This window comes from Bradyrhizobium sp. USDA 3256 (genome assembly GCF_054058275.1).
Genome location: NZ_JBSSAE010000002.1, coordinates 6869587 through 6896237 on the forward strand (window position 1 = coordinate 6869587; position 26651 = coordinate 6896237).

Consider the following 26651-nt stretch of genomic DNA (forward strand, 5'->3'; position numbering starts at 1 on the left):
CTACGGCAGATCCGGCTCCTTGTTGTTCTCGAATGAGGCCGGCTCGGCCAATGGCGGCTCGGATGATTCCGCGAACCAATGGTGAATGACAGTCGAAGGTATTGCCCGTCGCGGTGTGCAGGGATTGATGGTGCCCGCTGTCACGATGTAGCCCTGCTCGAACTTCTGGCGAGCAAACCTCTGGGCGTCGAGCTCGGTTGGAAAGCTCTCACTTGATCTCGGACGTCGTTGCGCCGATGCTTTGCGCACCTCCTTCGGCACCTCAAACGAAACAAACCATGTTTTCGGCAGGTCAGTCGGCACCGAGTCTTCCGATTCGTTTTCCCTGTGGGCTCTCGCCTATCTCTGCCAGTTCGCGCACTTCATGCAATTTCGGCACAAAGAACTGGAGCCGCGTCCCAGCCCAGAAGGCGATCAGACCGCGGAGCTTCAATAGATCGGACGCAGTTGGAGGCCGGAAAGGCCGACGGTGACATTGATGGCAATCGATCCCTCTACCGAAACGGGCTGCAACGCAAATGACCGCCCCGAGCCACCGACAAGAACGTTGACACCGGCGCCCAAGCCGAGGCCGATATCACCCGACGCCCCGACATATTCGCCGGCGAGAGCTCCGACCGGAGGGCCTGCCGTCGGGGCAAGCACCGCCCAGCCGAGTGCGCCTCCTGCCGAAACACCGATATCGATTCCGACGGTGTTGAGGGCACCTTCATAGAGTTGAACCGGGAACGGCGGGTTTTGTGTAAAGCGACATGACATCGACTGATGACCGAATATGACAAACCCAACACTGGGGTCGACCTTGCACGCCAGCATGCCGATCTGAGTCCACGATGCCTGTTGGGCGCTCGCAGAAGACATGCAGCCGGACCATGCGCAGAGGGCGCAGAGAATAGCCAGGATTCGTACACGCATTTGCTTCCAGATCATCTCGAAAAAGCCTCGTTGATCGCGGGCAGGCGCTTGGTCCTGAACCGCCTTCTGCTTCTCGCAGAGGAGCATGTGCGAAGCCGACGCGACTATGCAAAATCGGTACGCCGGACCCGCCATGAGCGAAAAATTGCGCCATCGAGGGCTGAATGACGGGTAAAGAGGCCCCTGACGGAGCAGCTTGTCATATCGTGCGGGTCTGCCTGGCGGTGGCTGGAACGACGAGGCTGGGCAAGAGCTTACGATCAGCCAGCTGTTGCTCTGACGAAATTGCATAGTCGATCTCGAAAGCGCGGGCTATTCGGTTTTCAATCCGAGCGTTACGTCCCCACTGCGCCTGCAAGTCGTCGCGCGCGTACCCGGTTCGCGGAGGAAAGCATCCAGATGCTGATCGACACACCGACCACCGCACACCTGTGCAGGTCATTTCGCAGGTGACGGCGCCAGCATTTCTCCTTGGCGCAGTTGCAGCTTTCGTTTCGGTTCTAATCGGGCGGACAAACCGCATCGTCGATAAGCTACAGGCACTGCACGCTACAATCGACGTCGACATTTCTCGAACGCACCCCGACGTGCCGCACCTTAGGCGCCGGGCCGTGCTTTTGAACAAGGCAATCGTTCTTTCGACGATCAGCGCGATCGTCACGTCGCTACTGGTGATCCTGCCGTTCGTCTGCACCTTCTTCCAGTTCCGGCATGAATACGGGGTTGCCCTGCTCTTTGTTATTGCGTTGAGCTTCTTTACGCTTTCGCTGGTGGATCTGGTCCGCGAGGTCCGCCTGTCGCTGCATGACCTCAGCCATTACAAACCAAGCCGAATCCCGTAGCAAACGAAGGCGTAGCTACAGTCGCCAAGCAGGCTGGGCCGCGTGCGTAAGTTGCGCCACTCAGCGATCAGCGCGACATCGAACATCATCACTTCCGGTATTGCTCGGCGCTGACCTTTTCCATCCGATCGACGGCCTTGCCATCGAGAGATTCCTAGATGGCGATATGGGTCATGGCTGTCGTGGAGAGGCGCCATGCCAGTGCTAGTCCCGGCGGAAGCCAAACGACGTCGCCGGGCGAATCGCTTCGGGCCGCTTTCGCATCGCTGCCATTCGAGCCCTGCGGTCACGATCTGCGTGCGCCAAGTCGTGCCTGCGCATGAGTTCCGACGCGATCAGCGCGGCCACGTACAGCGCTAGAGCAAGTACAGTGCCCAGCCGCGTTGCGCTGCGCCCCGTTCGAGTGCGGGGCCTTGGGTTGTCGAATGATAGTCTGCTCTGCCACGCGGTTGCTCCGTGCGATAATGACTGCTCACGGAAAGGCCCGTGATCGTGAACGGAACATAGAGCTCAAGGCGGTCCGCGATTACGGGATTCAGGTCATGTGGTTCGGACCTTAATTAATGCTTAGGGCTTGCGCGCATGGCGTAGTTTAACAGCACGCTACGGGGCGCGAAATCGTTCAAAATCGTAGGTTCGCGCACAAAATCGTGCAGATGGCGGAGAGAGTGGGAGTCAATCCCACAGTTTTCGATCATTCCACTCCGAACAACCGAGAGAGACTGCTCGCAAGTGCACTTCGCAGGCGTCGAGGCGGTTAGAACAATGCTGCATCAAACGCACGCGTTCGGCCCAATAGGCCGCGCGGCCGTAAATGCTCGGATCTTGTTCCGGTCGCCCTTGCGCCGCACCACCTCGTCGGGCCGACGGCGCTTTTTTCTCCGTGTCGTGGGGTACCCCCCCATTGAGCAGGCTCGACGCGGTCAAGCGGTAGCCACGCCTGCGCTGGTCGCCGCCGGCGCCAATATCACTGCCCATAATCTGAAGCGCCTTATTCAGTGTGTTGTCGGACATTGGCGCGCCATCGTCATTGGAGGTCCAGACGATCGCGGACCAGCGTCGCGCGATCAGCGCTTTCGGCGTCGGCCTCGCGCCGACAAGAGCCCCCCCCCTTAAACTCGCGGTCGTCTTTCCGGGATTTCGGGTCAGAGGCGGGTCCGATTCCAGTCGGGGAATTGTGGAGTCCAGCATGGCATACGCGTGCCCGCGGCCGGAAGCCTGCTGTTTTTTTTCGGCTAACCACGCGTCATCCTGTTGGTATTTGTGTTGGTATCGGCAGCACCACAAGAAAAAATTTGATTTCAATTCAATTGGTTATGGTGCTAGACGATTGTCGGCCAGGGGCACCACGCTTCGCCCTTGCGGGCTACGGGTGGCGCAGCCACGCGAAGGTAAGGGCGAAGTGCGTCCGGCGAAGCTTGAGCAACGCGAGAGCGAAGACGGACTCCCGCAATCCCCTCGCTTTTGTTGGCCTCCGCCAGCGTGCGTCGCCTCGCACTGCGCCTCCGTCGTTTTGGGTCTCTTGAGCGCAGCATCGTGATGCGCCTTTAGGCACGCGCACACGCGAATTGACGTGATCGCTCCAGCGCGTCGTCAAAATTCCGATTGACCCGCGGCCGCCGGACGAGACGTACTGGCCATATTTTGGCCATAGCCCGTTTCTTAAACGCCTGCGCGGGCCATGCCCCGCCTTCGTTTTGCGTCGCCTGACCGATGCGGTCGCTTCGCAAGCCAATCGCAGATCATCGCTGCGCTTCCCCCACAACATGGATGGTCTGCCAACAGCAAGAAGGACTTTGTAATGCGTAAACTTCTGGCCGCTGTGGCGGTTCTTTTGGCGTTCGCTTCAACTGCCGAAGCCCGCGGCCGTCACCATCACCATCGGCACTATGCACATTCCGGTCGCCCAGCTGCGTGGTGCGGGTGGTTCATGCGCACCCAGGTCGGCGGCGATCCCGGTCCGCAATTCAATCTGGCCCGATCCTGGGCGAGCTACGGCACCAACGCCGGCGGCCCTTCGGTCGGCACCATCGTGGTTTGGCGTCACCACGTCGGCAAGATCGTGGGTCAGGAGAACGGCCAGTGGATCGTGCAGAGCGGCAACGACGGGCATGCCGTGCGCACGCGGCCGCGCTCGCTGGCTGGCGCCATCGCATTTCGAAATGCCTACGCTTCGTTCTAAAGCGCGATGAGATTGGGTCGAATCGTCATCGCGCTTTGGCCTCTTGTTTGAGCATGATCTTTTCGGAAAACCGCTGCGCACTTTTCCGGATCATGCTTTAGGGAACCTCGACGCGTCAGCTGACACGCGAGCTTGCGACACCCGGCGGTATACGAACCGTTCATGATCGCGGCTTACGTTGGAGCAGGGTTTCGCCCTGAAGCCCTCAGACGGGCGCCGTCATCTGTGTTGACCAGATGGCGGCGCCTTTTTCAGGAGCCAATTGGCTTGCCCCAGAAATCGAAAAAAGTCGCGACGACGGCTCAGACTGCTCCCTATTGGTCGGCGGCTTACGTCAGTCTGTGCAATGGCGTAACGGTTTTCGCCGTGACCGGCGGCGTGCTCGGATTTCTGCTGGTCGCCAAGCACTATCTGTGAACTTCAGCGCTTTCCGAGACCCCTCAGATACGCGCAGAACATGTCGGCCATGGCGTCGGCATAGCTCTCGATCTCGGCGGGCGCACGCGGGCTCTCGGAAAAGTCCTTGCCCACCGTGCTCAGCGTCGTCGTGATCAGATCGCCGGCCATCGCGCGCACCGCGCCAGACGCTTTCGGCAACGCCTCGCGCATGAAGGCTTCGACGATGCGCTCGCCGGATGCCCGCGCTTGGCGCGCCTCGGGCGCATCGCGATAGAGCGGCGCGGCGTCGCTAAGCGCGACGCGCACCGCGGCCTCCTCGCATTCGGAGCGGATGAAGGCGTGGACCAGCGAACGCAGCCGATCGAATGGCGGCCGCTTGGCATCCTCGAGGATGTCACGCAGCAGGCTGGTGGTCTGCCGCCACTCGTCGCTCTGCAAGCGGAACAGGATCGAGGCCTTGTTCGGGAAGTACTGGTACAGCGAACCGACGCTGACGCCGGCCTTCTCGGCCACCCGCGCCGTGGTGAAACGCTGCGCGCCCTCCTTGGTCAAAACCTGAACAGCCGCATCGAGAATCGCCGCGACGAGCTCGGTCGAGCGGGCCTGTTGCGGCTGTTTTCGCGAGGAAATTGAGGAGCTTCGCCGCTCGGTCATGGACATCCTGGGGAATGCGATTAGCGAATGCGAATAATTATTCGTATTTGTGGCGAGGCGCAAGGAGCGCCGCTTTCACACCGGAGATCGACATGACCACCCTCATTTCACCTGCGCTCGCGGACCTGCTCGAGCGCCTGTTCGCGCAAGCCTCGGCCGCGGTGGAGGAAACCCGGCTCGCGGTGGCCGACCTTTCCGACGCGGACCAGGCGCGCCTGATGCGGAGCAAGACCGACTACCGCGCGCTGTACGGCCGGCTCAGCAATGTGCCGCTCGCGGTCTCGCGCGAGACCGGCGCGCTGCTCTACATGCTGGCGCGCGGCAGCCGTGCGCGGAATATCGTCGAGTTCGGCACGTCATTCGGCATCTCGACGCTGCACCTTGCCGCCGCGCTGCGCGACAATGGCGGCGGGCGCCTGACCACCAGCGAGTTCGAATCGTCCAAGGTGGCGCGTGCGCGGGACAATCTCGTCGCCGGCGGGCTCTATGACCTTGTCGAGATCCGTGAGGGCGATGCACTCCAGACGCTGCGCACGGGTCTGCCCGATACGATCGACCTCGTGCTGCTCGACGGCGCCAAGGCGCTCTATCCCGATATCCTCGATCTTGTGGAGAGCCGTCTGAAGCCGGGCGCCTTCGTCGTCGCCGACAACGCCGATGACAGCCCTGACTATCTGGCGCGCGTGCGCGCGCCGGCCAACGGCTACACCTCGGTGCCGTTCAACGGAGACGTCGAGCTGTCGATGCGGCTCGCCTGAAGCGAATATCGAAGCGCGGGTTCGACGCGGCCGGACCCTGCCGCTCAGATCATCGCAGCGACGCGTTCCAGACCAATCAGGCGCGCCAGCGAACGGACCTCGTTCTTCTGATCCTCGCGGAGCTGGAACAGCAGCGGCATCGCCGCCGACTTCAGCTGCTGGACCTCCTCGGAGTCCGGATCGATCGGCATGCTGCCGGATGCGGGATCGCCCTGGCGCTTGGCGTGGATCTTGCGGGCGACGGCGCGCAACGCGGTCTCGACCGCCGGCCAGTAATATTCCTGCGACGACGACAGCTTCAGCCGGTCCTTGATGCCGGCGATCTGGGCGTCGCTCAGCAGCGCGTAGCTCTTCTGCGGCGCCGGCTTGGCGGTCGCCTTAGGCTTCGGCGGCGCCGGGGCGACGACCGGCGCGGGTGCGGGCTCGGCAATCTTCGGCTGAGCCGCATCGACGGGGTCGGTGATCTTCGGCAGGCCGACATCGGTCGGCTCGACGGAGGCATAGGCCTGGCGCACCGTGTCAGTCGCGCCCGGAATCGCGGCTTGCGCCCGCAACAGGAGCGGAGACGGATTGGCGGGAGGTTCAATCGGCTGGGGCGCCTCAAACGAGGCCGCCGCAAGCGTCGTGACGGCGAGCTTGTCCTGCTTGCTGGCACGGTTGGCGACCGGTCCAATGTCGGCCTGCGCCGCCGGCAGGCTGTCACGGCCCAAAATGGCTGTTACCGCGGCGCCCGCGAGGAGGAAGCATGTCAGCGCGGCGAGGGTGATGGCTCTGGTCAAAAACTACTCCATTGCCGGCCGGTGTCACCGCAAACTGCGCGCGAAATGCGGCGGTACCGTGCCGTGACGACGCCAAATAGGTGAAATTGTCCCGAAACGGCCGGAAAATCAGGCCGCGACGTCGAGCTCATAGGCTTCCTGGATGTCGGCCACGATCTCATGCGCCGTCCAGAGCGCGCCGGGCTGGACCGAGTGCATGCTGACCGTCCAGTTGGTCCGGCGGGTGCGCGGCGTGCTGACAATGTCGAATTCGACCTGACGGCACAGCGGATGCCGCTGCAGGGCGTAAAACACCCGGGTCCGGAGCTCGTCGAGCGATGCCGGGGTCTTGGAGAGCGCCTCAAAGGCCATGTCGCATTCCCACAAACTGCCGGGCGACCAGCCGTGGCGACCCGTGACGCTATTGTTGGGACTGGCATGGTTAATGCCGCGTTAAGCGGATTGGCGGGATTTGAGTGCTGCTATTTCGCGAACCAGCGCGCTTTCGAGCAACGGTTGGCGCGAAGGGAACGCGTCAAAGCAGCGACTCTAGTGTGCTGAATGCGAAGTTCGTGCGATTTCGCGGCAGCCACTTTCACGAACTTCGCATTCATAAAGCACACTAGAATCATAAGTTTGCTAGTGTCCTTATCGAATCCGAAGTTCGCTCCGAAGGTGCGGCAAATGATGCGAACTTCGGATTCGGGACACTAGAGCCGCACCCGCGCGCTTGCCGCCTCATACTCCGCGATCGTCTGCGCCACGAGTTCGTCGACGCCGAGCACCCCGGTCACCCCTGAGGTGGAATGACCGCCGCTCCAGATATCGCGCCAGCGTTTGGGGCGGCTTTCGCGGGCGCCGATGTCGATGTCCTTGCCGATGTCGATCGCGCCGCGTGCCGGCAGGTCGTCGGGATCGAGACCGGCGGCCTCGATCGAGGGCCGCAGCATGTTGGTCTGCAGGCGCGGTGAACGCCGTCGTGAGCATGATGTCGTCGGCGGTGGAGTCGACCAGCATCTGCTTGTACCTGCCGTCCGCCATGCTCTCGCGCGTCGCGATGAACTTGGTGCCCATATAGGCGAGGTCGCAGCCGAGCGCCTCTGCGGCGCGGAGCGCGTGGCCGTCGCCGATGCCGCCGGCAAGCACGATCGGTCCATCGAAGAAGCCGCGCACCGCGCGAACGAACACGAACGGATTGAGCCAGCCGGTCTGCCCGCCCGCACCCGCAGTGAGCAGCACGAGCCCGTCGGCGCCGGCTGCGACCGCGCGCTCGGCATGGCGGATCGAGGCGACGTCGGCGAACACCAGCGCGCCGGCATCGTGCAGAGGGCCAAGCACCGGCGCGGGCGAGCCGACCGAGGTGATCACAAGCTCGGGCTTGTGCCGCAGCAGCACGGCGAGATCCTGGGCCAGCCGTGTGTTGGAGCGATGCACGATCAGGTTCGGGCAAATCGGCGCGGCTGCTTGGCCGCTTGCATCGGCATGCGCCTGCAGGCGGCGCGCGATGTCGCCGAGCCAGGCATCGAGCTGTTCCGTCTCACGGCAATTCACCGTCGGAAACGAACCGATTACGCCGTTGCGGCAGGCGGCTACCACCAGCTCGACACCGGAGACCAAGAACATTGGTGCTGCAATCAGCGGCAGCCGCAGGCGACCGCGAAAATGCGCGAGAGGATCGGCGGACAAGTTGCTTCTTCCCTACATCATTGTGTTAGCTTTGGCGCAACATTGGCACGACAAAAGCCAAAGACAAAGGCGGGAGGGACAACCAGATGAGCAATCCGCTCTATGCATTTCCGGCGGTGTGCGAACAGACCTTGCGGGCGCTGGCGCGCTATCCATCGCGCACCGCCTTCGCATGGCCGGGCGGCTCGCTCAGCTATCAGGGCGCGACCGACCTGATCGGACGCATGCAGAGCGTGTTCATGCGGCTCGGCTTTGCGCCCGGCACCCGCGTCGCGCTGCTCACCGCCAACCGCGCAGACAGCTGGTGCGCCGGCGTCGCCGCGCAATTGTCGCGGCTCGCGATCACCTGGCTGCATCCGCTGGGCTCGCTCGACGACCAGCTGTTCCAGATCGAGGATTCCGAAGCGCAGATGCTGATCGTCGACGGCATCACGTTTCGCGATCGCGGCGGCGAGCTCACGGCGAAGGCACAGGGCCTGAAGACCGTGTTCACGCTCGGCCCGGCGGATTACGGCGCCGACCTGTTGCAGGTGGCCGAGGACGCCGGCAGCGCAACGGCGAAGAATTTCGCCCGCGCCGACGACATCTCGACCTTGAACTACACCGGCGGCACGACCGGCAAATCCAAGGGCGCGCTGCGCTATCACCGCGAATATGGCGGCTTCGCCGCGGCGATCCTCGCCGACTTCGAGATCCCGGAGACGCCGCGCTATCTCACGGTGGCGCCGATCAGCCATGTCGCGGGTACAAAAGTGCTGCCGACGCTGATGCGCGGCGGCACCGTGCACATGCTGAAAGGGTTCGATCCGGAGGCCGTGTTCACGACCATCGCGCGCGAGAAGATCAACTTCACGCTGTTCGTGCCGACCATGATCTATGTGATGCTGGATCATCCCGCGCTCGACAAGACCGACCTCTCCTCGCTCGAGCTCCTGCTCTACGGCGCGTCCGCGATGTCGCCGAGCCGGCTGGTCGAAGGCATCGAGCGGATTGGCCCGGTGTTCTCCCAGCTTTACGGCCAGACCGAATGCTACCCGGTCTCGGTGCTGCGCAAGGCCGATCATGACCCGAAGACGCCGGACCTGTTCCTGTCCTGCGGCTTCCCGATCGCCGCCTGCCAGGTCAAGATCCTCGATCAAGACGACCGGGAGGTCGCGACCGGCGAGCCCGGCGAGATCGGCGTGCGCGCCACGCATGTGATGGCCGAATACTGGAAGCGGCCCGACACCACGGCGGAGACGCTGAAGAGCGGCTGGCTGCACACCGGCGACATCGCGCGCATGGACGAGCGCGGCTACATGTTCATCCTCGACCGCAAGAAGGACATGATCGTCTCCGGCGGCTTCAACATCTTCCCGCGCGAAATCGAAGATGTCTTGTCGCAACATGCCGACGTCGCGATGGTCGCGGTGGTCGGCGTGCCCGACGACAAATGGGGCGAGGCCGTCACCGCCGTCGTGGTCGCGCGCGAGGGCGCTGTGCCCGACGCCGACGAGCTGATAAGCCTTGTGAAGACGAAGAAGGGCTCGGCGCACGCGCCGAAGCAGATCCAGTTCGTCAAGGAGCTGCCGATGACCGGCGTCGGCAAGGTCGACAAGAAGGTGCTGAAGGCCCGCTTCTGGACCGGCCGCGACCGCATGGTGGGGTGAGGTTCACCGAGCCCAATCCCGTCGTGCCCGCGCAAAGGCTTTGCCTTTGTCGCTGAGGAGACCGCGCAGCGGTCGTCTCGAAGGATGCACGGCCAATAGTTCCCAGCGCTCGACTTTCCTCTCGCGGCGACAGCCGAGCCGTCGCCCTTCGAGACGCCGCGCAAGCGCGGTTCCTCAGGGTGACGGGGACAGAGTGGAAGGCGTGGCGAGACTATCGGCGCTGGCGGCAGCAGTTTGCTGACCGGCGCCCTGCCCGAGCAACCGATCGAGCCGGTCGCGCAGCTGATCCTGGTGGTAGGGCTTGGCCAGCCGCGGCAGGTCGACCTGGGTGCCGTCGGGCAGTTCGGCATAGCCGGTGGCGAGCAGCACCAGAAGCTGCGGCCGCACCTTGCGCGCAGCCGCGGCGAGTTCGATGCCGGTCATGCCGGGCATCACGTGATCGGTCATCATCAGGTCAATCTCCTGGTCGCTCCTGAGGATTTCGAGCGCCTGCGGTCCGGAATTGACGCCAATCACGCGGTGACCGAGGTCCTCCAGCATTTCCATGGTGGACATCGCGATCAACGGATCATCGTCGACCAGCAGGATCACCGCCGAGCGCTTGACCGTCTGCGCCGCAGGCGCCGGGCTCTCGACTTCCGGCACCGCCGTTGCAACCGGCAGCACCAGCGCAGCCGTGGTGCCCTTGCCGACCGCGCTCGACAGCTCCAGCTCGCCGCCGAGCTGCACGGCGAGTCCATGCACCATCGACAGGCCGAGCCCGGTGCCCTTGCCCACCGGCTTCGACGAGAAGAACGGCTCGATCGCGCGCTTCAGCACGTCCGGCGACATGCCGGTGCCGCTGTCGACCACCGAGAGCTTCAAATAATCGCCAGGCTGCAGCGTCGGATCATTCTTCGCCTGCCAGGCCGCGAGGCGGATCTCGATCACGCCGCCATCCGGCATCGCGTCGCGCGCATTGATCGCAAGGTTGAGGACCGCAAGCTCAAGCTGGTTGCTGTCGACGCAGGCCAGCGGCAGCCCCTCGGGAATGTCGAGCCGCAGCATGATGCGAGGTCCGAGCGAGCGCTCGAGCAGATTGCTCATATCGCGCACCAGCGCGCCGAGATCGACCGGCACCGCGCGCAGATCCTGCTGCCGCGCGAATGCCAGCAGCCGCTGCGTCAACGACGCGCCGCGCTCGGCGCCCTGCAATGCGCCGTCGACCAGGCGACGCAGGCGTGGGTCCTCCGGCAAGCGCTTGCGCAGCAGATCGAGATTGCCCATCACCGCCATCAGCAGATTGTTGAAGTCGTGCGCGACGCCGCCGGTGAGCTGGCCGATCGCCTCCATCTTCTGGGCATGGCGGAGCTGTTCCTGCGCCCGCTCGCGCGCGGCGACCTCCTTCATCAGGTCGGCGGTGCGCTGCTCGACCCGCTGCTCCAGCGTCGCGGTGAGCTCGGCGAGTGCGGTGCGCTCGGCGGCAAGCTGCGCCAGCAATGCCTCGCGCTCGATCTCCGCGGTCTTCCGTGCGCTGATGTCGGAGCAGACGCCGACCAGCGAGCGGATGCCGCCGTCGGGCCGACGCACCGCACGGGCGCGCACGTCAACCCAGTGCTCGGTGCCGTCGGGCCAGATGTTGCGGTATTCGATCTGATAATCCGAGCCGGTGCGCAAGGTTTGTTCGACGATCTCGCTCCGGCGGGCGCGGTCGTCGGGATGCACCGCGTCCAGGAGATCCTGATAGGTGAAGGGATCGCCCGGCCTGCGCCCGAAATAGGTCTTGCAGGTCGGCGACGCCTCGAGCTCGAAATCCGGCAGGTGAAGCTCGAGCGCGCCGAGATGACCCGCATTGAGCGCGGTCTGCAGCAGACCTTCGCTCTCGGTCAGATCCTCGAGGATCTGACGGGTCTGGTATTGGCGGCGGCGGCCGCGCACCGTCGCGGCGACCAGGCTTACCAGCGTGGTCGGATGAAACGGCCGCTCGATGAAGGTGACATTGCCGAGCGCCCGGCCGAGCCGCGCTGCTTCGGGATTGCGCTCGGGTCCCCCCTTCTCGCTGATCAGCACGATAGGAAAGTCCGACCATGACGGCTGCTCGTTCAGCCAGTGCGTCAGACCGGCGAGATCGGCGGCCCTGATCACCTCGTCGGCAATGATGGCAAGGCCCGCCCCGCTTGCGATCTGGCGTTCGAGCTCGGCGAGATCAGCGCAGATGTTGGCGTAATAGCCGGCTTCCTTGATCAGGTGGGCAGTCTTGACGGCGTCCCGCTCGCTCGCGGCGAGGATGACCGCGCGTTCCGAGGACGGACCAGGCTTCATCGCGTCTGTCCCTGCGGCGGCCGGGCGTCGACACCGTCCGGCACATCACACAACCGCCGGACGGCCATGGCCACGATGCCGGCGGCGGGATCAATACGCATCATGGGACCCCCTAACGGGAGCGAAACTCGCACGTGCGCCCAACCGTTCCCGGGAAGCGCAGTTATTTTTGCCGCAGGGGCAGCCGGTTGGCGCGGCTCCCGCACCGCGAATCGGTGAAACAACCCCATGCACAGTAGACGTGATCGGTCTTCGCCTTCCCCCTGAAACGGGGGAAAATCGGGATTGGGGTCAGCTGATCCCCACCCGCTTTGCTGTGGCGAGCAAGGCCACCTCCCCTTTTCAAGGGGAGGTGGAAGAAGCGCAGCGCGTCCTAGCGCCGCTCGATGACCAGGCTCTGGACCGCCTGGCCGAAATAGCCACGCTGATCGGCGAGCCGCGACATTGCAAGCCCGGCGCCGTCGGGCCCGATCCAGGACTGGCCGTCGAGCAGGATCCAGTCGCCGACCGGCTCGCGCGCCAGGCTCACCGAGAGATCGGCGTTGATGAAGGTCCATTGGCTGAAATCGAGCGCCGGCGAGGTGCCGTTGGAGAAGTCCGAGGCAACCACTGCCCGCATCGCCTGCGAGACGGCGGCACCCGCGATCAGCGGGCGGTCGACGCGGAACCAGATCGCGCCAGGTCCCATTACGCCGAAGCGGCCACGCGCGGCCCGCATCGAGATGCATTTCACGAACGGGCTGTTTGCAAGATTGCCCGGCTCGATCATACTTTCGTCGGGGCCCGGCAGATCGACGGCAAGCGCGGCGATGTCCCGCGGCAACTCGACCGTCTGTTGCTTGATCTTGAGCACGGTGGCCGAAACCACGAGAACGCCGTCGGCAAGCAGCCTGACGCCGCAGAGCTGGATCTTGCGGCCGTCGCGCAGGATCTCGCTCTGCACGGTCAGCGGCGCCACCGGCACCGGGCGCATCAGGTCGATGGTGACGCGCGCGATCCGCATCGGCACCGGCGTCGGAATGGCCTCGGCCGCCCACACCACCAGCGCCGCCGGCGCGGAGCCATGCTGCATGCGCGGATCCCACGGACCCGCGGCGTCAGGACTGGTGACGACGCGGTCGCCGTGGACGCGAAAGATCGGTTCCATCACAGCATGATCCGAAAAAGTGGGATGCGGTTTTCCGAAGAAAACATGCTGAAATGAAGGGCTGAAGCGCGATGATGATTCATCATGATCTCATCGTGCTTCAGCCGAGCGCCGGATCGACGGCTTCGTCGTATTCCTTCCTGAACCGGCCAATCAGTTCGGCCGCGGGCACCACCTTGGAGATGCTGCCGACGCCCTGGCCGGAGCCCCAGATCTCCTTCCAGGCCTTCGGCTTGGCGCGCTCGCCGGACGCATCGGTGCCGAAGCTCATCTTGGAAGGATCGGAGGTCGGCAGGTTTTCCGGATCCATGCCAGCCGCGACGATCGACGGCTTCAGATAATTGCCATGCACGCCGGTGAACAGGTTGGAGTAGACGATGTCCTCGGCGGACGAATTGGTGATCATGCTCTTGTAGCCCTCGACCGCGTTCGCCTCCTTGGTCGCGATGAAGGCCGAGCCGATATAGGCGAAGTCAGCGCCGATGATGCGCGCGGCGCGGATGGCCCGGCCGTTGGAGATGGTGCCCGACAGCGCGATCGGCCCGTCGAACCATTGCCGCGTCTCCGCCACGAACGGGAACGGCGACAGCGTTCCGGCATGACCGCCGGCGCCGGCCGCGACCAGGATCAGGCCGTCGGCGCCCTTCTCGATCGCCTTGTGCGCGAACTTCTGGTTGATCACGTCGTGGAAGACGATGCCGCCCCAGCCGTGGACCGCCTGGTTGAGCTCCTCGCGCGCGCCGAGCGAGGAGATGATCATCGGCACCTTGTGCTTCTCGCAAAGCGCCATGTCGTGATCGAGCCGGTTGTTCGACTTGTGCACGATCTGGTTCACCGCGAACGGCGCCGACGGCCGCTCCGGATGCGCCTTGTCATAAGCGGCGAGCTCTTCCTTGATCCGGTACAGCCACTCGTCGAGCAGTTCCGCCGGCCGCGCGTTCAACGCCGGAAACGAGCCGACCACGCCGGCCTTGCACTGCGCGATAACGAGGTCGGGCACGGAGATGATGAACAGCGGCGCCCCGATCACGGGAAGAGACAGGCGGCCCTTGAACAGAGCAGGCATGGACATTGGAAGCGGATCCTCAAGTGTTGGTCGTTGGTTGGTCTCGAATGCTGACCGTCATACCAACAAGGCAATCTTTCCAGTGTCAAGGACTGCGTTTTGGCGCTGCAAAAAGGATGACAAATCCTCATCATGACGCCTTGTTTTCCGTGAGCATCTGGCATCCCAGAGGCAAGCGTCGCCGTGGCTACTGGCGGACCGCCCGTGTCACGAAATTTTCCGTCCTGCAGTCGTTCGGGCCGCGCTTGTGGCCCGGCAGATAGACCAGCGGCGAGCATTTCTCGGAGGCGTCGGTATCGATGCCCCTGCCTTCCCGAAACCCCTTGCTCTGGCACAGCCGGTCGGCGCCGATCTTGCAGTCCGGCGCGCCGTTCGAGGCTTCCACGCAGGCCGCGCGTCCGGTCACCACCGTCGAGGGGCGCGCGATGTTCGACAGATCGTTGATGGTCTCGCCTGGGCTCTTCAGTGGTGGCAGCGTCGATCTCGACTTCTCGAACAGCTTTCCGATTTCATTGATCAGCCCGGGATTCTCGCGCTCGACCGGCGCCGGCGGCAGCTCGATCTGTTGCTGCTGCGAAGGCGGGACCGGCTGCTGCGCCGGCGACTGCACGCCAGGCGTCGGCGGCGCTGTCTGGGCCCGGCTGTGGTCGAGGGTCGCCAGCGTCATCGACAGCACAAGACCCGACAGCACAAGACCCGACAGCGCAATGCGCGCCTTTGCACGCGTGGGCCTGACGAGCGTGAGCCCGGCAGGATCGAGCAGGTCCGCGATTCCATCAGCCATCGCGCTGAGCGTAACCCGAAGCCGCGCGCAGGCAAAGCCGCAAGCAGTCGGTCGCTAGATCAGCTTGAATGCGACAACAAAGCCCAGCACCAGCACGATCGCGCCGATCGCGACCCACAGGCCGAGCCGCTTCTCGAGCTCGGCGCGGATGAAATCGCCATAGCGATTGAGCAGCACCGCGACGAAGAAGAAGCGGCCGCCACGGGCGACGATCGAGCACAGGATGAACAGCCAGATGTTGTAGCCGGCAAAGCCCGAGGTGATCGTCACGAGCTTGTAGGGGATCGGCGTCAGTCCCTTCAGCAGGATGATCACGGCGCCCCATTCGGCATAGGAGGCGCGGAACGCGTCGACCTTGTCGGAGAGGCCGTAGAGATGGATCAGCCATTGCCCGAGCGAGTCGTAGAGCAGCGCGCCGATCGCATAGCCGAGCACCCCGCCGGCGACCGACGCCACCGTGCAGACCGCCGCGAACCACCATGCCCGCTTCGGCCGCGCCAGCGACATCGGCAGCAGCATGATGTCGGGAGGGATCGGGAAGAAGGAGCTCTCAGCGAAGGCGACGGCCGCGAGAATCCACAGCGCATAGGGCTTGTCGGCCGCCTCGACACACCAGTCGTAAGTCCGTTTCAACATGGGCGCGATGAACCATCATGGAGCGGATTTGTCCATGCCGGGATTGAGCTGAATCTGGTTGATTTACGGCTACCGTTTGCGCAGCCGGTTCTCCAGCGCGACAATTCGGCGCCGAACCACCGGGACCGGCGCGGGTTTGGGCACCTTGACCGGCGACTTCGGCAGCTTCTCGGCGATCCCGAGCAGCCGTTCGCGCCGCTCCATCTCGCGCCAGACATCCTCCGGCTTCACGCCGGCCGACGCCCAGAGAACGGCGAGGTTGTAGAACAGGTCGGCGCTTTCGCGAATGACGGCATCCGACTTGCCGCTGACGGCGTCGATCACGACTTCGATCGCTTCCTCGGCGAGCTTCTTGGCCATCTTGGCCGGGCCGCGCTGGAACAGCCGTGCCGTGCGCGACGTAGCCGGATCAAGATCCTTGGCCGCGATCACCGCCTGGTAAAGCCGCTCGATCGAATCACTCATGCTTCGAGCCTAGTCGAAACGGGTCGCCAGCGTGTTAACGGCGACGACGAAAAAATCCACCGGCCCGCGGCCGGTGGATTGGATGCTTTGTGACAGTTCTGAGAACCGCCGACGGCTGTCAGTACGGCTGATACGGCAGTTGCGACCGCCGCCCGTAATAGCCGCGGTAACCATAGTACGGTCCGCCGCCGTAATAGACCGGGCCGCCGCCATAGTAGACGGGACCACCGTAGTAACCCGGGCCGCCATAGTAGCCGTAGGAGTCGTAATAGTCGCGGCGGCTCTGGGCTGCGGCGATCGCGAGACCCGTGCCGACGATCCCGGCGAACGCAGCCGCAGCCGCGGCGCCACCGCCGCCATAGTAGCGACGGCGGGCACTGATGTCGGTCGCGCCGCTCGTGCCTTGTGACGTCGTCACAGCAGTCGCCTTACCTGTATGAGCAGAGCCTGCGAACGCTATCGTCGGCTCAACGGCCGTCAACGCCACCGCGGCAACCGTTGCCAATGTGGCTGCGCGGCCAATGGACGAAAAAACACCTTTTCGCGCAAACATTGCAGTCATCCTTTGTGGAAGCCGGCCCGACGGGCCTTGGTTAGCTAACCCACTGCCTCCAGATTAGGTTCCCCAAACCGAATGCAAGCTGAACGACCTGAGGTGAAAACATGGCAAGCCGAAGCCTGGCAGTCATCGACCGTTCACCTTGCCTGGGGCAAAATGCCTGCAAATAACGCTTGAAATTGACGCTTGCTCTGGCGCATTCGATGTCATGAAGCAGGCGCGCCGGCGCGGCACTTTGTCTCGCCTCCCGGATGTCATGATGCAGGTAAGTCGGACCACCGTTCTCCGCTTGATACTGGCCGGCATGATCGGCCTCGCGGGGGGCGTGTGGCCGGCGTTGACGCCGCTGCGCGCCAGCGATCTGCCACCGCCGCTCACCATCCAGTTCACGCTCGACCGTCCGCTTGATGCCGCCGCAGCGCCATTCGTGATGGCGTCGACCGGCGGCCTGTTCAGCGCCGAGGGCCTCAGCGTCGGCACCAACGTCGCGACCAGCTCGGCGGATGCCATCGCGCGCGTCGCCGACGGCTCGAGCGATTTCGCCCTCGTCGACATCAACTCGCTGATCCGCTTTCGCGACAAGCCTGGTGCTGCGCCCGTCAAGGCGGTGTTCGTGCTGTTCAACCAGGCGCCTTATGCGATCATCGCGCGCAAGAGCCGCGGCATCAGGACGCTGACCGACATGCAGGACAAGAGCCTCGGCGTCGCCGAGGGCGACCTCTCGATCCGGCTGTGGCCCGCGGTCGCGAAGCAGAACGGCATCAAGCTGTCGAGCGTCAAGCAGAGCACGATCAGCGCCGCGGTGCGCGAGCCGATGCTCTCCGCCGGCCAGGTCGATGCCGTCACCGGCTTCTCGTATCTCTCGGCGATCAATTTGCGCGATCGCGGCGTGCCCGCCGACGATCTCGCGGTGCTGCGCTTCGCCGACTATGGCTGCGAGGCCTACGGCTTTGCCGTGATCGTCAGCCCGCGCCTTGCCGCCGCGAAGCCGGATGCGGTGAAGGGATTCGTGCGCGCGGCGATCGGCGGCACCAACCTCGCGGTCAAGGATCCGGCCCGCGCCGCCGGCGAGGTCGCGAGCCGGATGGATGGCGGCTCGCGTGATCTGGAGCTGGAGCGGCTGAACGCCATCATCCGCGACAACATCCTGACCAGCGAGGTGAAGCGCGACGGCATCGGCGGCATCGAAGCGGAGCGCTTCGAGCGCTCGGTCGACCAGCTCGCGGAGGACTTCAAATTCCAGAAGCGGCCGCACGCCACCGACATCTTCGACGAGGCTTTCCTGCCGCCGATCGACGGCCGCCTGGTGAATTGAGAGCATGCGAAGCGGCACCAAATGTTCAGCGTCGTCCTGGCGAAAGCCAGGACCCATTACCCCAGCCGTTTGTTGTTGCGCGACGCTGGGGCCACTATCCCGCTCCCAATCAAATTCGGTGGCTATGGGTCCTGGCTTTCGCCAGGACGACGGCGTAGGGAGCCGGTCGCCACAATCACCGTCACCCTGAGCATGACGCGCTGTCACCGCTGGCCCTGCATCGCGAACCCTGATTAAATTGCATTCCCGCCTGATCGGGCGCCCACCGCTGACGAGTGCCGCCGGCATGTCCATGCTTCGCCTCTATACCCGCGTCCTCGAACTGCTCGGCAAGGAGGCGCGGCTCGGCTGGATCCTGGCGATCGCCAACGTGCTGCTCGCCGGCGCGCAATTCGCCGAGCCGGTGCTGTTCGGCAAGATCGTCGACGTGCTGTCGGGCCGGCCGGTCACCGGGCTGTTCGCGACCTCCTCGGCATGGCCGCTGCTCGTCGCCTGGGCGGCGTTCGGCCTGTTCACGATCGGCTGCAGCGCGATCGTGGCGCTGCAGGCCGACCGGCTGGCGCACCGCCAGCGCCAGGCGGTGCTGACCGATTATTTCGAGCACATCCTGCAGCTGCCGCTGACCTTCCATTCCGGCACCCATTCCGGGCGGCTGATGAAGGTGATGCTGAACGGCACCGACGCGCTGTGGCGGCTCTGGCTCGGCTTCTTTCGCGAGCACTTCGCCGCGATCATGTCGCTGATCGTGCTGCTGCCGCTTTCGCTCTACATCAACTGGCGGCTGGCGGTTCTGCTGTTCGGGCTCTGCGTCGTGTTCACCGTGCTGACCACGCTGGTGGTGCGCAAGACCTACGGAATGCAGAGCGAGGTCGAGGCCTATTACAGCGATCTCTCGGCGCGCGCCTCGGACGCGCTCGGCAATGTCGCGCTGGTGCAGAGCTTCGTGCGGATCGATTCCGAGGTGCAGGGCCTGCGCTACGTCGCCGACAAGCTGCTCGCGGTGCAGATGCCGGTGCTGTCATGGTGGGCGCTGGTCACCGTGATCACACGCGCCTCGACCACGATCACGGTGCTCGCGATCTTCACCGTCGGCATCGCGCTGCATAACCAGGACCTCACCACGGTCGGCGAGATCGTGATGTTCGTCTCGTTCGCCACCATGCTGATCCAGAAGCTCGAGCAGGTGGTCAGCTTCATCAACAACGTGTTCATGGAAGCGCCGCGCCTGCAGGAGTTCTTCGACGTGCTCGATGCGGTGCCGGCGGTGCGCGACCGGCCCGGCGCGGTCGATCCCGGACGGCTGTCCGGCCTCGTCGAGTTCGACGACGTCTCGTTCTCCTATGACGGCAAGCGGCCGGCGATCGAGGATCTCAGCTTCACCGCCTTGCCGGGCCAAACCATCGCGCTGGTCGGCTCGACCGGCGCCGGCAAATCCACCGCGATCGCGCTGCTGCATCGCGCGTTCGATCCGCAATCGGGCATCATCAGGATCGACGGTATGGACATACGCGCGCTGAAGCTGACGGCGCTGCGGCGAAACATCGGCGTGGTGTTCCAGGAGGCGCTGCTGTTCAACCGCTCGCTGGCCGACAATCTGCGCGTCGGCAAGCCCGACGCGACCGACGAGGAGCTGCGCACCGCCGCCGCGCGCGCGCAGGCGCTTGAATTCATCGAGCGCAGCGAAAAGAAATTCGATACCCATGCCGGCGAGCGCGGCCGTATGCTGTCCGGCGGCGAACGCCAACGGCTGTCGATTGCCCGTGCGCTGCTGAAGGATCCGCCGATCCTGATCCTCGATGAGGCCACCAGCGCCCTCGACGCCGTCACCGAGGCCAAGGTGAATGCCGCTCTCGACGAAGTGATGAAGGGCCGTACCACCTTCGTGATCGCGCACCGCCTGTCCACCATCCGCCACGCCACCCGCATCCTGCTGTTCGACCAGGGACGGGTGATCGAAAGCGGAACTTTCGATGAACTGGTGGCGAAAGGCGGGCGTTTTGCCGAGCTGGCGCGGGCCCAGTTCATGGTCCAGGAACAGGCGCGCGCCGGCATCGAGACACCATAATTCCCGCCTTTCCAATTGAGGCGGCTGCCGAAATTCAGCCGATTTCGTCCACGATATAATTCGGCGGCCTCTGTTCTCTGCTGGCAAGCCGGTATAGGGTTTGCATCGCCGCAATGCGGCGCCGGACACGCTTGAAACCCGTACGTCACAATCGCAAGACCTCCTTATTTCAAGGCGGGTCTCAAAGGACCGGAACCGGATTCGTGCACCTTCCTCGCCCGTCATTGAAATGGATTCTGGCCGTCGCGATGCTCGCCATCGCCACGCCGCAAATGGCGCAAGCCGAGGCACTGCTGGTTGTCGAGGCCGATTCCGGAAAGGTGCTGCAGGCCGACAATGCGACGATGCCGTGGTACCCGGCATCGCTCAGCAAGATGATGACGGCCTATGTGACGCTGAAGGCGGTCAAGGACGGCCGCGTCTCGCTCGACACGCTGCTCACGGTCTCGCCGACCGCGTCGTCGCAGTCGCCCTCGAAGATGGGCTTCCGGCCCGGCACCCAGGTCACCGTCGACAACGCGCTGAAGATGATGCTGGTGAAGTCGGCCAACGACATGGCCGTGGTGCTGGCCGAGGGCATCGGCGGTTCGATCGACGGCTTTGCCGGGATGATGAACCAGACCGCGCAAAAGCTCGGCATGACGCAAACGAGCTACGTCAATCCGAACGGCCTGCCCGCCGACGGCCAGATCACCTCGGCCCGCGACATGGCGATCCTCGCCCGCGCCATCATCCGCGACCTGCCGGAATACGAGTATTTCGTCCACATCCCGTCGATCCGCTTCGGCCGCCGCATCACCCAGAACTTCAACAAGCTGATCGGCCGCTATCCCGGCGCCGACGGCTTCAAGACCGGCTTCATCTGCGCCTCCGGCTACAATCTCGTGGCGTCGGCGACGCGTGACGGCAAGCGGCTGATCGCCGTGGTGCTCGGCGCCTCCTCGGGCCGCATGCGCGCGATCCGCGCCGCGCAGCTCCTGGACCGCGGCTTTGCCAATAACGGGCTGGCGTGGCTGCGGCCCTCGCTCGGCACCGTCGACAATCTGGTGCCGATCGATTCCACGCCGCCGAACCTGCGCGAGGAGATGTGCGGCCCCAAGCACAAGCGGCCCGCCAGCGACGAGGATGCGGAAGACACCGTCGCCAGCGCCGGAAGCTCCAGCACCAATGGCGACGGCGGCGTCAGCTTCTTCGCCTCGGGCCTGCAGGCTGCGATGCCGACCAAGCCGGCCGACATGCTGGCGCAGCCGGCGGCGGCCTCCGAGCCGGTCGTGGTTTATACGGGGCCGACCAAGACCGGTGCTGCGTTGATCGCCGCCGTCGAGGCCGACACCGAGAAGATGCAGCCAGTCAAGCGCGCCAAGGGCAAGCACAGCCGCGTCGCGGGCAAGAAGCCCGATGCGGCCGATGACGCGAAGGCCGACGCCAAGGGCGCCTCCAAGTCGGACAGCAAGCCGGCGGCCAAGCCCGTCCGTCACGCCAACGCCAAGCCGGATGCCGCAGCTGCGAAGACCGCCGCGGACAAGCCCGCCGCCGCAAAGCCCGCCGGCAAGCCGGCGGCGGCAAAGCCGGCTGCCAAGCCCAAGACTGCGGCCGACAAACCCAAGGCTGCCGACAAGCCGAAAGCCGACGCCAAGCCGGCCGGCTAGCACAGCGCCCGCCCGTCATTTCCTCCAATGCGTCGATAACGCGCAGCGGCTTGCCATTGGCCGCGGCATCGCTCAATACTGCCTGAAATAACGCGGCCAAAGGTCGGAAAACCCGGAAGCAACCGGGACATCAGCCAAATTTGAGAGAGGGGATTGACCATCATGGAGCGCATCTGGCTCAAGCATTATCCGGCCGGCGTGCCCGCGGATATCGACGTCACGCAATATTCGTCGCTGGTCGAATTGCTGGAAGAGAGCTTCAAGAAATTCGCCGATCGCAAGGCGTTCATCTGCATGGACAAGGCGATCACCTATCGCGAGCTCGACGAGATGTCGACGGCGCTCGGCGCCTACCTGCAGAGCAAGGGCCTGCAGAAGGGCGCGCGGGTCGCGCTGATGATGCCGAACGTGCTGCAATATCCGGTCGCGACCGCCGCCGTGCTGCGCGCCGGCTATGCCGTGGTCAACGTCAACCCGCTCTACACCCCGCGCGAGCTCGAGCACCAGCTCAAGGATTCCGGCGCGGAGGCGATCATCGTGCTGGAGAACTTTGCCACCACCGTGCAGAAGGTACTTCCCAATACCGCGGTCAAGCACGTGATCGTCGGCAGCATGGGCGACCTGCTCGGCTTCAAGGGCGTGATCGTCAATCTGGTGGTGCGCCGGGTGAAGAAGATGGTGCCGGCCTGGTCGATCCCCGGCGCCGTCGGCTTCAACGAGGCGCTGTCGGCCGGCCGCGCCGCCAAGCTCAACAAACCGACGTTGACGCTCGATGACGTCGCCTTCCTGCAATATACCGGCGGCACAACCGGCGTCTCCAAGGGCGCGACCCTGCTCCACCGCAACATCCTGGCCAACGTGTTGCAGAACGACGCCTGGCTGCAGCCGGCGCTGGCGAAGCCGCCGATCGTCGAACAGATGGTCATCGTCTGCGCGCTGCCGCTCTATCACGTCTTCGCGCTCACCGCCTGCTATCTGCTGGGCATGCGGGCCGGCGGCACCAATCTGCTGATTCCGAATCCGCGCGACATGGCGGGCTTCGTCAAGGAGCTGTCGAAGTACCAGGTCAGCTTCTTCCCGGCGGTCAACACCCTCTACAATGGCCTGCTGAACACGCCCGGATTCGACAAGCTCGACTTCTCCAAGCTGAAGATCGCCAACGGCGGCGGCATGGCGACGCAAAGGCCGGTCGCCGAGAAATGGTTGAAGGTCACGGGCATCTCGTTGTCGGAAGGCTATGGCCTGTCGGAGACGTCGCCGACCTTGACATGCAATCCTGCCACGATCGAGGAGTTCTCCGGGACGATCGGCCTTCCCGTCCCCTCGACCTGGCTCTCGATCCGCGACGATGACGGCAATGAGTTGCCGATCGGCGAGGCCGGCGAAATCTGCGCCAAGGGCCCGCAGGTGATGGCGGGCTACTGGAACAGGCCGGACGAGACCGCGCGCGTGATGACGGCGGACGGCTATTTCCGCACCGGCGACATCGGCGTGATGGACGAGAAGGGCTACACCAAGATCGTCGATCGCAAGAAGGACATGATCCTGGTCTCCGGCTTCAACGTCTATCCGAACGAGATCGAGGAAGTGATCGCAAGCCACCCGGGCGTGCTCGAATGCGCCGTGATCGGCGTGCCCGATGCGAAGTCCGGCGAAGCGGTGAAGGCCTTCGTGGTCAAGAAGGACCCGAACGTCACCGCCGAGGACATCATCAAGTTCAGCGCCACCCAGCTCACAGCCTACAAGGTGCCGAAGCAGATCGAGTTCAGGACCGACCTGCCGAAGACCAATGTCGGCAAGATCCTGCGCCGCGAGCTGCGCGACGAGAAGAAGGCCGCGGCTTAAGGCGTGAGTGGACTGACGTTCGATGTCTGACGCGAGCCTCGCGACGCCGGCTGACGTGCTTGGCTTCTGGCGGAATGCCGGCCGCGACCGCTGGTACAAGCACGACGACGCCTTCGATGCCGAAATCCGCAGCCGCTTCCTCGCCACCTGGCAGAAGGCGGCTGCCGGCGAATTGTCGTCATGGGAGGCGAGCGATGAGGGCGCGCTGGCGCTGACCATCGTGCTCGACCAGTTTCCGCGAAACCTGTTTCGAGGCGACGCCAGGACCTTTTCAAGCGATGCGCTGGCGTGTGAAGTGGCAAGGCGCGCCATCGACCGCGGCGTCGATGCGCGGACCGACCCCGTGCTGCGCGAATTCCTCTATCTGCCGTTCGAGCATTCGGAGGACCTCGACGACCAGCAGCGCTGCGTGACGCTGTTCGGGCAATATGACTGCCATCCCGACAACCTGAAATACGCCGAGGACCACGCCGACATCATCCGCCGGTTCGGCCGCTTCCCGCACCGGAATCGCGTGCTGGGCCGGCAGACCACGGCCGAGGAGCAGGCCTTTCTCGACGCCGGCGGGTTTTCCGGCTGATGACGGAACGGTGACCAGAGTCTTTTTCCGTTCCGATTGAATCGGAACGGGGCTCTAGATTCTTGTTTTGACGCGTTTTCTTCACGCGAACCGGTATCCGCTTCGCTCGAAAATGCTCTCACCTCCGGCATTGCCGTTCTCGCAGCAGGCCGTATTGTGCCGTCCAATCGCCGGGTTTAAGACAGTTCCGCTTCACCGAGGGAGAACAACGATGACGATCAATGTTGGCGACAAGCTGCCGGAAGCCAAGTTTCGCGTGATGACCGCCGAGGGTCCACAGGTCAAAACCACCGACGATATTTTCAAGGGCAAGAAGGTCGCCCTGTTCGCGGTGCCCGGCGCCTACACCGGCACCTGCCACAAGATGCATCTGCCGAGCATCTTCCTCAACGCCTATGCCATGAAGAACAAGGGCGTCGATACCATCGCGATCGTCTCGGTCAACGACGCCTTCGTGATGAACGCGTGGAAGCGCGACACCGACCAGCGCGACGAAGCCGTCTTCCTCGCCGACGGCAATGCCGACTTCGCCAAGGCGATCGGCATGGAGCTCGACGCCTCCGGCAACGGCCTCGGCATCCGCTCCAAGCGCTACTCGATGCTGGTCGAGGACGGCGTGGTGAAGAAGCTCAACCTCGAGCCCGCCCCGGGCAAGGTCGAGGTCTCCGGCGGCGACACGCTGCTCGGGCAGCTCTGAGTTTTCGCCGCATACTTTGCTGTCGTCGCCCGGCTCGACCGGGCGACGACGGTACGCCGCGGCCTCTCGTTTCAATCACCACTGCCTCTGGAATACTGGATCGCCCGCTTTCGCGGGCGATGGCAGTTATGGGCATGGCGATGGCCGCGGATCGCGGCTTCGTAGGATGGGTAGAGCGCAGCGAAACCCATTGCCTTTCGTGCCGCGGAGCGAGTGATGGGTTTCGCTTCGCTCTACCCATCCTACCCAGCCAACAAGCGGCGCGCCTAACTCTTCAACCTCGCCATCGCCACGCCTTCGCGCGCCAGGAAATCGGCGCGTTCGTTCTCGGCATGGCCGGCGTGGCCCTTGATCCAGTGCCAGCGCACCTCATGCGGCTTCAGCGCGGCATCGAGACGCTGCCACAGCTCGACGTTCTTGACCGGCTTCTTGTCGGCGGTGCGCCAGCCGTTGCGCTTCCAGCCATGGATCCAGCCGGTGATGCCCTGGCGGACATACTGGCTGTCGGTGGTGAGATCGACCACACAGGGCTTCTTCAGCGCTTCCAGCGCCGAGATCGCCGCCATCAGCTCCATGCGGTTGTTGGTGGTGTGCGCCTCGCCGCCCTTCAATTCCTTCTCGACGTCGCCGAATCTGAGGATCGCGCCCCAGCCGCCCGGCCCCGGATTTCCGGAGCAGGCACCATCGGTGAAAACAGTCACATGCGGCTTTTCGCTCACGCCGCGCACCCGGCCGGCGTGATGCCGTAGTCGTTGATAGCAGCGACGCTCTGCTGGAAGCGCAGCTTGCGGACATATTCCAGCGGGTCCTTCGGCTGCACCAGCGCGCCTTCGGGCACGTTGAGGAAATCGACCAGGCGCGTCAGCAGGAAGCGCATCGCGGCACCGCGCGCGAGCAGCGGCAGCGCGGCCTCTTCCGCCGCCGACAGCGGGCGCTCGCGACCATAGGCGTTGAGCAATGCGCGCGCCTTGGTGACGTTGAAGGAATGATCCGGCTCGAAGCACCAGGCGTTGAGGCAGATCGCGACGTCGTAGGCCAGGATGTCGTTGCAGGCGAACGGGAAGTCGATCAGGCCCGAGAGCCTGTCGCCCAGAAAAAAGACGTTGTCGGGAAACAGGTCGGCATGGATGACGCCGACCGGCAGATCGGTCGGCCAGGCGGCTTCGAGATGATCGAGCTCGCGCGCGATGAAATCGTGCAAGCCCGGCTGCACGCTGTCGGCCCGTGCGGCGGCGAGATCGAACAGCGGCCGCCAGCCGGCGACCGACAGCGGGTTGTTGCGGACCAGCGGAAAATCGCGGCCGGCAACGTGCATTTTGGCCAGCGCCTCGCCGACGCCGGAGCAATGCGCCACGTTCGGCCGCCGCGGCCACACGCCCTCGAGGAAGTTGATGATCGCGGCGGGCCGGCCGGCGAGCCGGCTAGTGACCTCGCCCTTGCGGTTGCGCGCCGGCTGCGGGCACGACACACCGCGCTCGGCGAGATGGGCCATCAGCGACAGGAAATACGGCAGGTCGTCCTCCGCCACGCGCTTTTCATAGAGCGTGAGGATGAAGGCGCCCTGGCTGGTGTGCAGCAGGAAGTTCGAATTCTCGACGCCCTCGGCGATGCCCTTGTAGGAGAGCAGTTCGCCGATGTCGTAGCTTTTGAGGAATTCCGCGAGGTCTTCGGCGGCAACGTCGGTGTAAACCGCCATATG

The 26651-nt window shown here is 64.4% G+C and carries 26 protein-coding genes and 1 pseudogene; 11 read left to right on the plus strand and 16 right to left on the minus strand.

What is annotated here, in order from left to right; all coding sequences use genetic code 11:
• The gene (locus tag ACVWY5_RS34365) at window positions 1–303 is read right to left on the minus strand and encodes a hypothetical protein (protein WP_317248665.1); all 303 of its coding nucleotides are present in this window, start codon (window positions 301–303) and stop codon (window positions 1–3) included.
• Between the two features lie 126 nt (window positions 304–429).
• A complete protein-coding gene (locus tag ACVWY5_RS34370) occupies window positions 430–1002 on the minus strand; it encodes a DUF992 domain-containing protein (protein WP_050387256.1) in 573 nt (190 codons plus the stop codon).
• A gap of 344 nt (window positions 1003–1346) precedes the next feature.
• Here ACVWY5_RS34370 and ACVWY5_RS34375 point away from each other — a divergent pair, with 344 nt between their 5' ends.
• Window positions 1347–1757, plus strand: coding sequence for a DUF2721 domain-containing protein (locus tag ACVWY5_RS34375; RefSeq protein ID WP_038377885.1), 411 nt, complete (start codon window positions 1347–1349; stop codon window positions 1755–1757).
• Between the two features lie 675 nt (window positions 1758–2432).
• On the opposite strand, the gene ACVWY5_RS34380 is transcribed toward ACVWY5_RS34375, so the two are convergent.
• Window positions 2433–2771, minus strand: a complete 339-nt coding sequence (locus ACVWY5_RS34380) for a hypothetical protein (RefSeq protein WP_321176670.1) — start codon at window positions 2769–2771, stop codon at window positions 2433–2435.
• 916 nt (window positions 2772–3687) lie between these two features.
• Here ACVWY5_RS34380 and ACVWY5_RS34385 point away from each other — a divergent pair.
• Window positions 3688–3939, plus strand: coding sequence for a C40 family peptidase (locus ACVWY5_RS34385; protein WP_028337101.1), 252 nt, complete (start codon window positions 3688–3690; stop codon window positions 3937–3939).
• 267 nt (window positions 3940–4206) lie between these two features.
• Complete coding sequence (locus tag ACVWY5_RS34390) at window positions 4207–4356, plus strand: hypothetical protein (protein ID WP_321176669.1); 150 nt, start codon at window positions 4207–4209, stop codon at window positions 4354–4356.
• A 3-nt stretch (window positions 4357–4359) separates the two neighbouring features.
• Here ACVWY5_RS34390 and ACVWY5_RS34395 read toward each other — a convergent pair whose 3' ends face one another.
• On the minus strand, window positions 4360–4992 hold the full coding sequence (locus ACVWY5_RS34395; protein ID WP_028337102.1) for a TetR family transcriptional regulator: 633 nt from the start codon (window positions 4990–4992) through the stop codon (window positions 4360–4362).
• A 92-nt stretch (window positions 4993–5084) separates the two neighbouring features.
• On the opposite strand from ACVWY5_RS34395, the gene ACVWY5_RS34400 reads away from it, so the two are divergent.
• Window positions 5085–5750 (plus strand): class I SAM-dependent methyltransferase, encoded by a 666-nt coding sequence (locus ACVWY5_RS34400; RefSeq protein WP_028337103.1) that lies wholly within the window; start codon window positions 5085–5087, stop codon window positions 5748–5750.
• A 44-nt stretch (window positions 5751–5794) separates the two neighbouring features.
• On the opposite strand, the gene ACVWY5_RS34405 is transcribed toward ACVWY5_RS34400, so the two are convergent.
• The 3 genes and pseudogenes from ACVWY5_RS34405 to ACVWY5_RS34415 all read right to left on the minus strand — a co-directional run bounded on the left by ACVWY5_RS34405 (window position 5795) and on the right by ACVWY5_RS34415 (window position 8194).
• Complete coding sequence (locus ACVWY5_RS34405) at window positions 5795–6529, minus strand: hypothetical protein (protein WP_028337104.1); 735 nt, start codon at window positions 6527–6529, stop codon at window positions 5795–5797.
• Between the two features lie 108 nt (window positions 6530–6637).
• Window positions 6638–6880 (minus strand): hypothetical protein, encoded by a 243-nt coding sequence (locus tag ACVWY5_RS34410; RefSeq protein ID WP_028337105.1) that lies wholly within the window; start codon window positions 6878–6880, stop codon window positions 6638–6640.
• 338 nt (window positions 6881–7218) lie between these two features.
• Window positions 7219–8194, minus strand: a pseudogene (locus ACVWY5_RS34415) (NAD(P)H-dependent flavin oxidoreductase).
• Window positions 8195–8280: 86 nt separating this feature from the next.
• Here ACVWY5_RS34415 and ACVWY5_RS34420 point away from each other — a divergent pair.
• Entirely contained in the window at window positions 8281–9843 is a 1563-nt protein-coding gene (locus ACVWY5_RS34420) for an AMP-binding protein (protein ID WP_028334780.1), read from the plus strand.
• Window positions 9844–10017: 174 nt separating this feature from the next.
• Here ACVWY5_RS34420 and ACVWY5_RS34425 read toward each other — a convergent pair whose 3' ends face one another.
• From ACVWY5_RS34425 to ACVWY5_RS34455, 7 genes are all read right to left on the minus strand, one after another.
• Window positions 10018–12144, minus strand: coding sequence for an ATP-binding protein (locus tag ACVWY5_RS34425; protein ID WP_028334779.1), 2127 nt, complete (start codon window positions 12142–12144; stop codon window positions 10018–10020).
• A gap of 373 nt (window positions 12145–12517) precedes the next feature.
• Window positions 12518–13291: a thioesterase family protein gene (locus ACVWY5_RS34430; RefSeq protein ID WP_028334778.1), complete on the minus strand. Its 774-nt coding sequence runs from the start codon at window positions 13289–13291 to the stop codon at window positions 12518–12520.
• A gap of 100 nt (window positions 13292–13391) precedes the next feature.
• Window positions 13392–14363 (minus strand): NAD(P)H-dependent flavin oxidoreductase, encoded by a 972-nt coding sequence (locus ACVWY5_RS34435; protein WP_028334777.1) that lies wholly within the window; start codon window positions 14361–14363, stop codon window positions 13392–13394.
• A 181-nt stretch (window positions 14364–14544) separates the two neighbouring features.
• Complete coding sequence (locus ACVWY5_RS34440) at window positions 14545–15141, minus strand: hypothetical protein (protein ID WP_028334776.1); 597 nt, start codon at window positions 15139–15141, stop codon at window positions 14545–14547.
• A 54-nt stretch (window positions 15142–15195) separates the two neighbouring features.
• Window positions 15196–15777 (minus strand): YqaA family protein, encoded by a 582-nt coding sequence (locus ACVWY5_RS34445; RefSeq protein ID WP_028334775.1) that lies wholly within the window; start codon window positions 15775–15777, stop codon window positions 15196–15198.
• Between the two features lie 69 nt (window positions 15778–15846).
• A complete protein-coding gene (gene hisE, locus ACVWY5_RS34450; RefSeq protein ID WP_028334774.1) occupies window positions 15847–16242 on the minus strand; it encodes a phosphoribosyl-ATP diphosphatase in 396 nt (131 codons plus the stop codon).
• Window positions 16243–16360: 118 nt separating this feature from the next.
• A complete protein-coding gene (locus ACVWY5_RS34455) occupies window positions 16361–16795 on the minus strand; it encodes a hypothetical protein (protein WP_028334773.1) in 435 nt (144 codons plus the stop codon).
• A gap of 265 nt (window positions 16796–17060) precedes the next feature.
• On the opposite strand from ACVWY5_RS34455, the gene ACVWY5_RS34460 reads away from it, so the two are divergent.
• The 6 genes from ACVWY5_RS34460 to ACVWY5_RS34485 all read left to right on the plus strand — a co-directional run bounded on the left by ACVWY5_RS34460 (window position 17061) and on the right by ACVWY5_RS34485 (window position 24952).
• A complete protein-coding gene (locus ACVWY5_RS34460; protein WP_028334772.1) occupies window positions 17061–18116 on the plus strand; it encodes an ABC transporter substrate-binding protein in 1056 nt (351 codons plus the stop codon).
• Between the two features lie 286 nt (window positions 18117–18402).
• Window positions 18403–20181: a glucan ABC transporter ATP-binding protein/ permease gene (locus ACVWY5_RS34465; protein WP_028334771.1), complete on the plus strand. Its 1779-nt coding sequence runs from the start codon at window positions 18403–18405 to the stop codon at window positions 20179–20181.
• Window positions 20182–20384: 203 nt separating this feature from the next.
• Entirely contained in the window at window positions 20385–21830 is a 1446-nt protein-coding gene (locus ACVWY5_RS34470) for a D-alanyl-D-alanine carboxypeptidase family protein (RefSeq protein WP_431015732.1), read from the plus strand.
• 162 nt (window positions 21831–21992) lie between these two features.
• Window positions 21993–23675, plus strand: a complete 1683-nt coding sequence (locus ACVWY5_RS34475; RefSeq protein WP_028334769.1) for a long-chain fatty acid--CoA ligase — start codon at window positions 21993–21995, stop codon at window positions 23673–23675.
• Between the two features lie 22 nt (window positions 23676–23697).
• Entirely contained in the window at window positions 23698–24255 is a 558-nt protein-coding gene (locus tag ACVWY5_RS34480) for a DUF924 family protein (RefSeq protein ID WP_028334768.1), read from the plus strand.
• A 211-nt stretch (window positions 24256–24466) separates the two neighbouring features.
• Window positions 24467–24952: a peroxiredoxin gene (locus tag ACVWY5_RS34485; protein ID WP_018269652.1), complete on the plus strand. Its 486-nt coding sequence runs from the start codon at window positions 24467–24469 to the stop codon at window positions 24950–24952.
• Between the two features lie 266 nt (window positions 24953–25218).
• Here ACVWY5_RS34485 and rnhA read toward each other — a convergent pair whose 3' ends face one another.
• Both rnhA and ACVWY5_RS34495 read right to left on the minus strand, forming a co-directional pair.
• Window positions 25219–25671 (minus strand): ribonuclease HI, encoded by a 453-nt coding sequence (rnhA, locus tag ACVWY5_RS34490; protein WP_028334767.1) that lies wholly within the window; start codon window positions 25669–25671, stop codon window positions 25219–25221.
• On the minus strand, window positions 25668–26648 hold the full coding sequence (locus ACVWY5_RS34495) for a homoserine kinase (protein WP_028334766.1): 981 nt from the start codon (window positions 26646–26648) through the stop codon (window positions 25668–25670). Before ACVWY5_RS34495 ends, rnhA begins: the two co-directional genes overlap by 4 nt.
• Window positions 26649–26651: the final 3 nt, after the last annotated feature.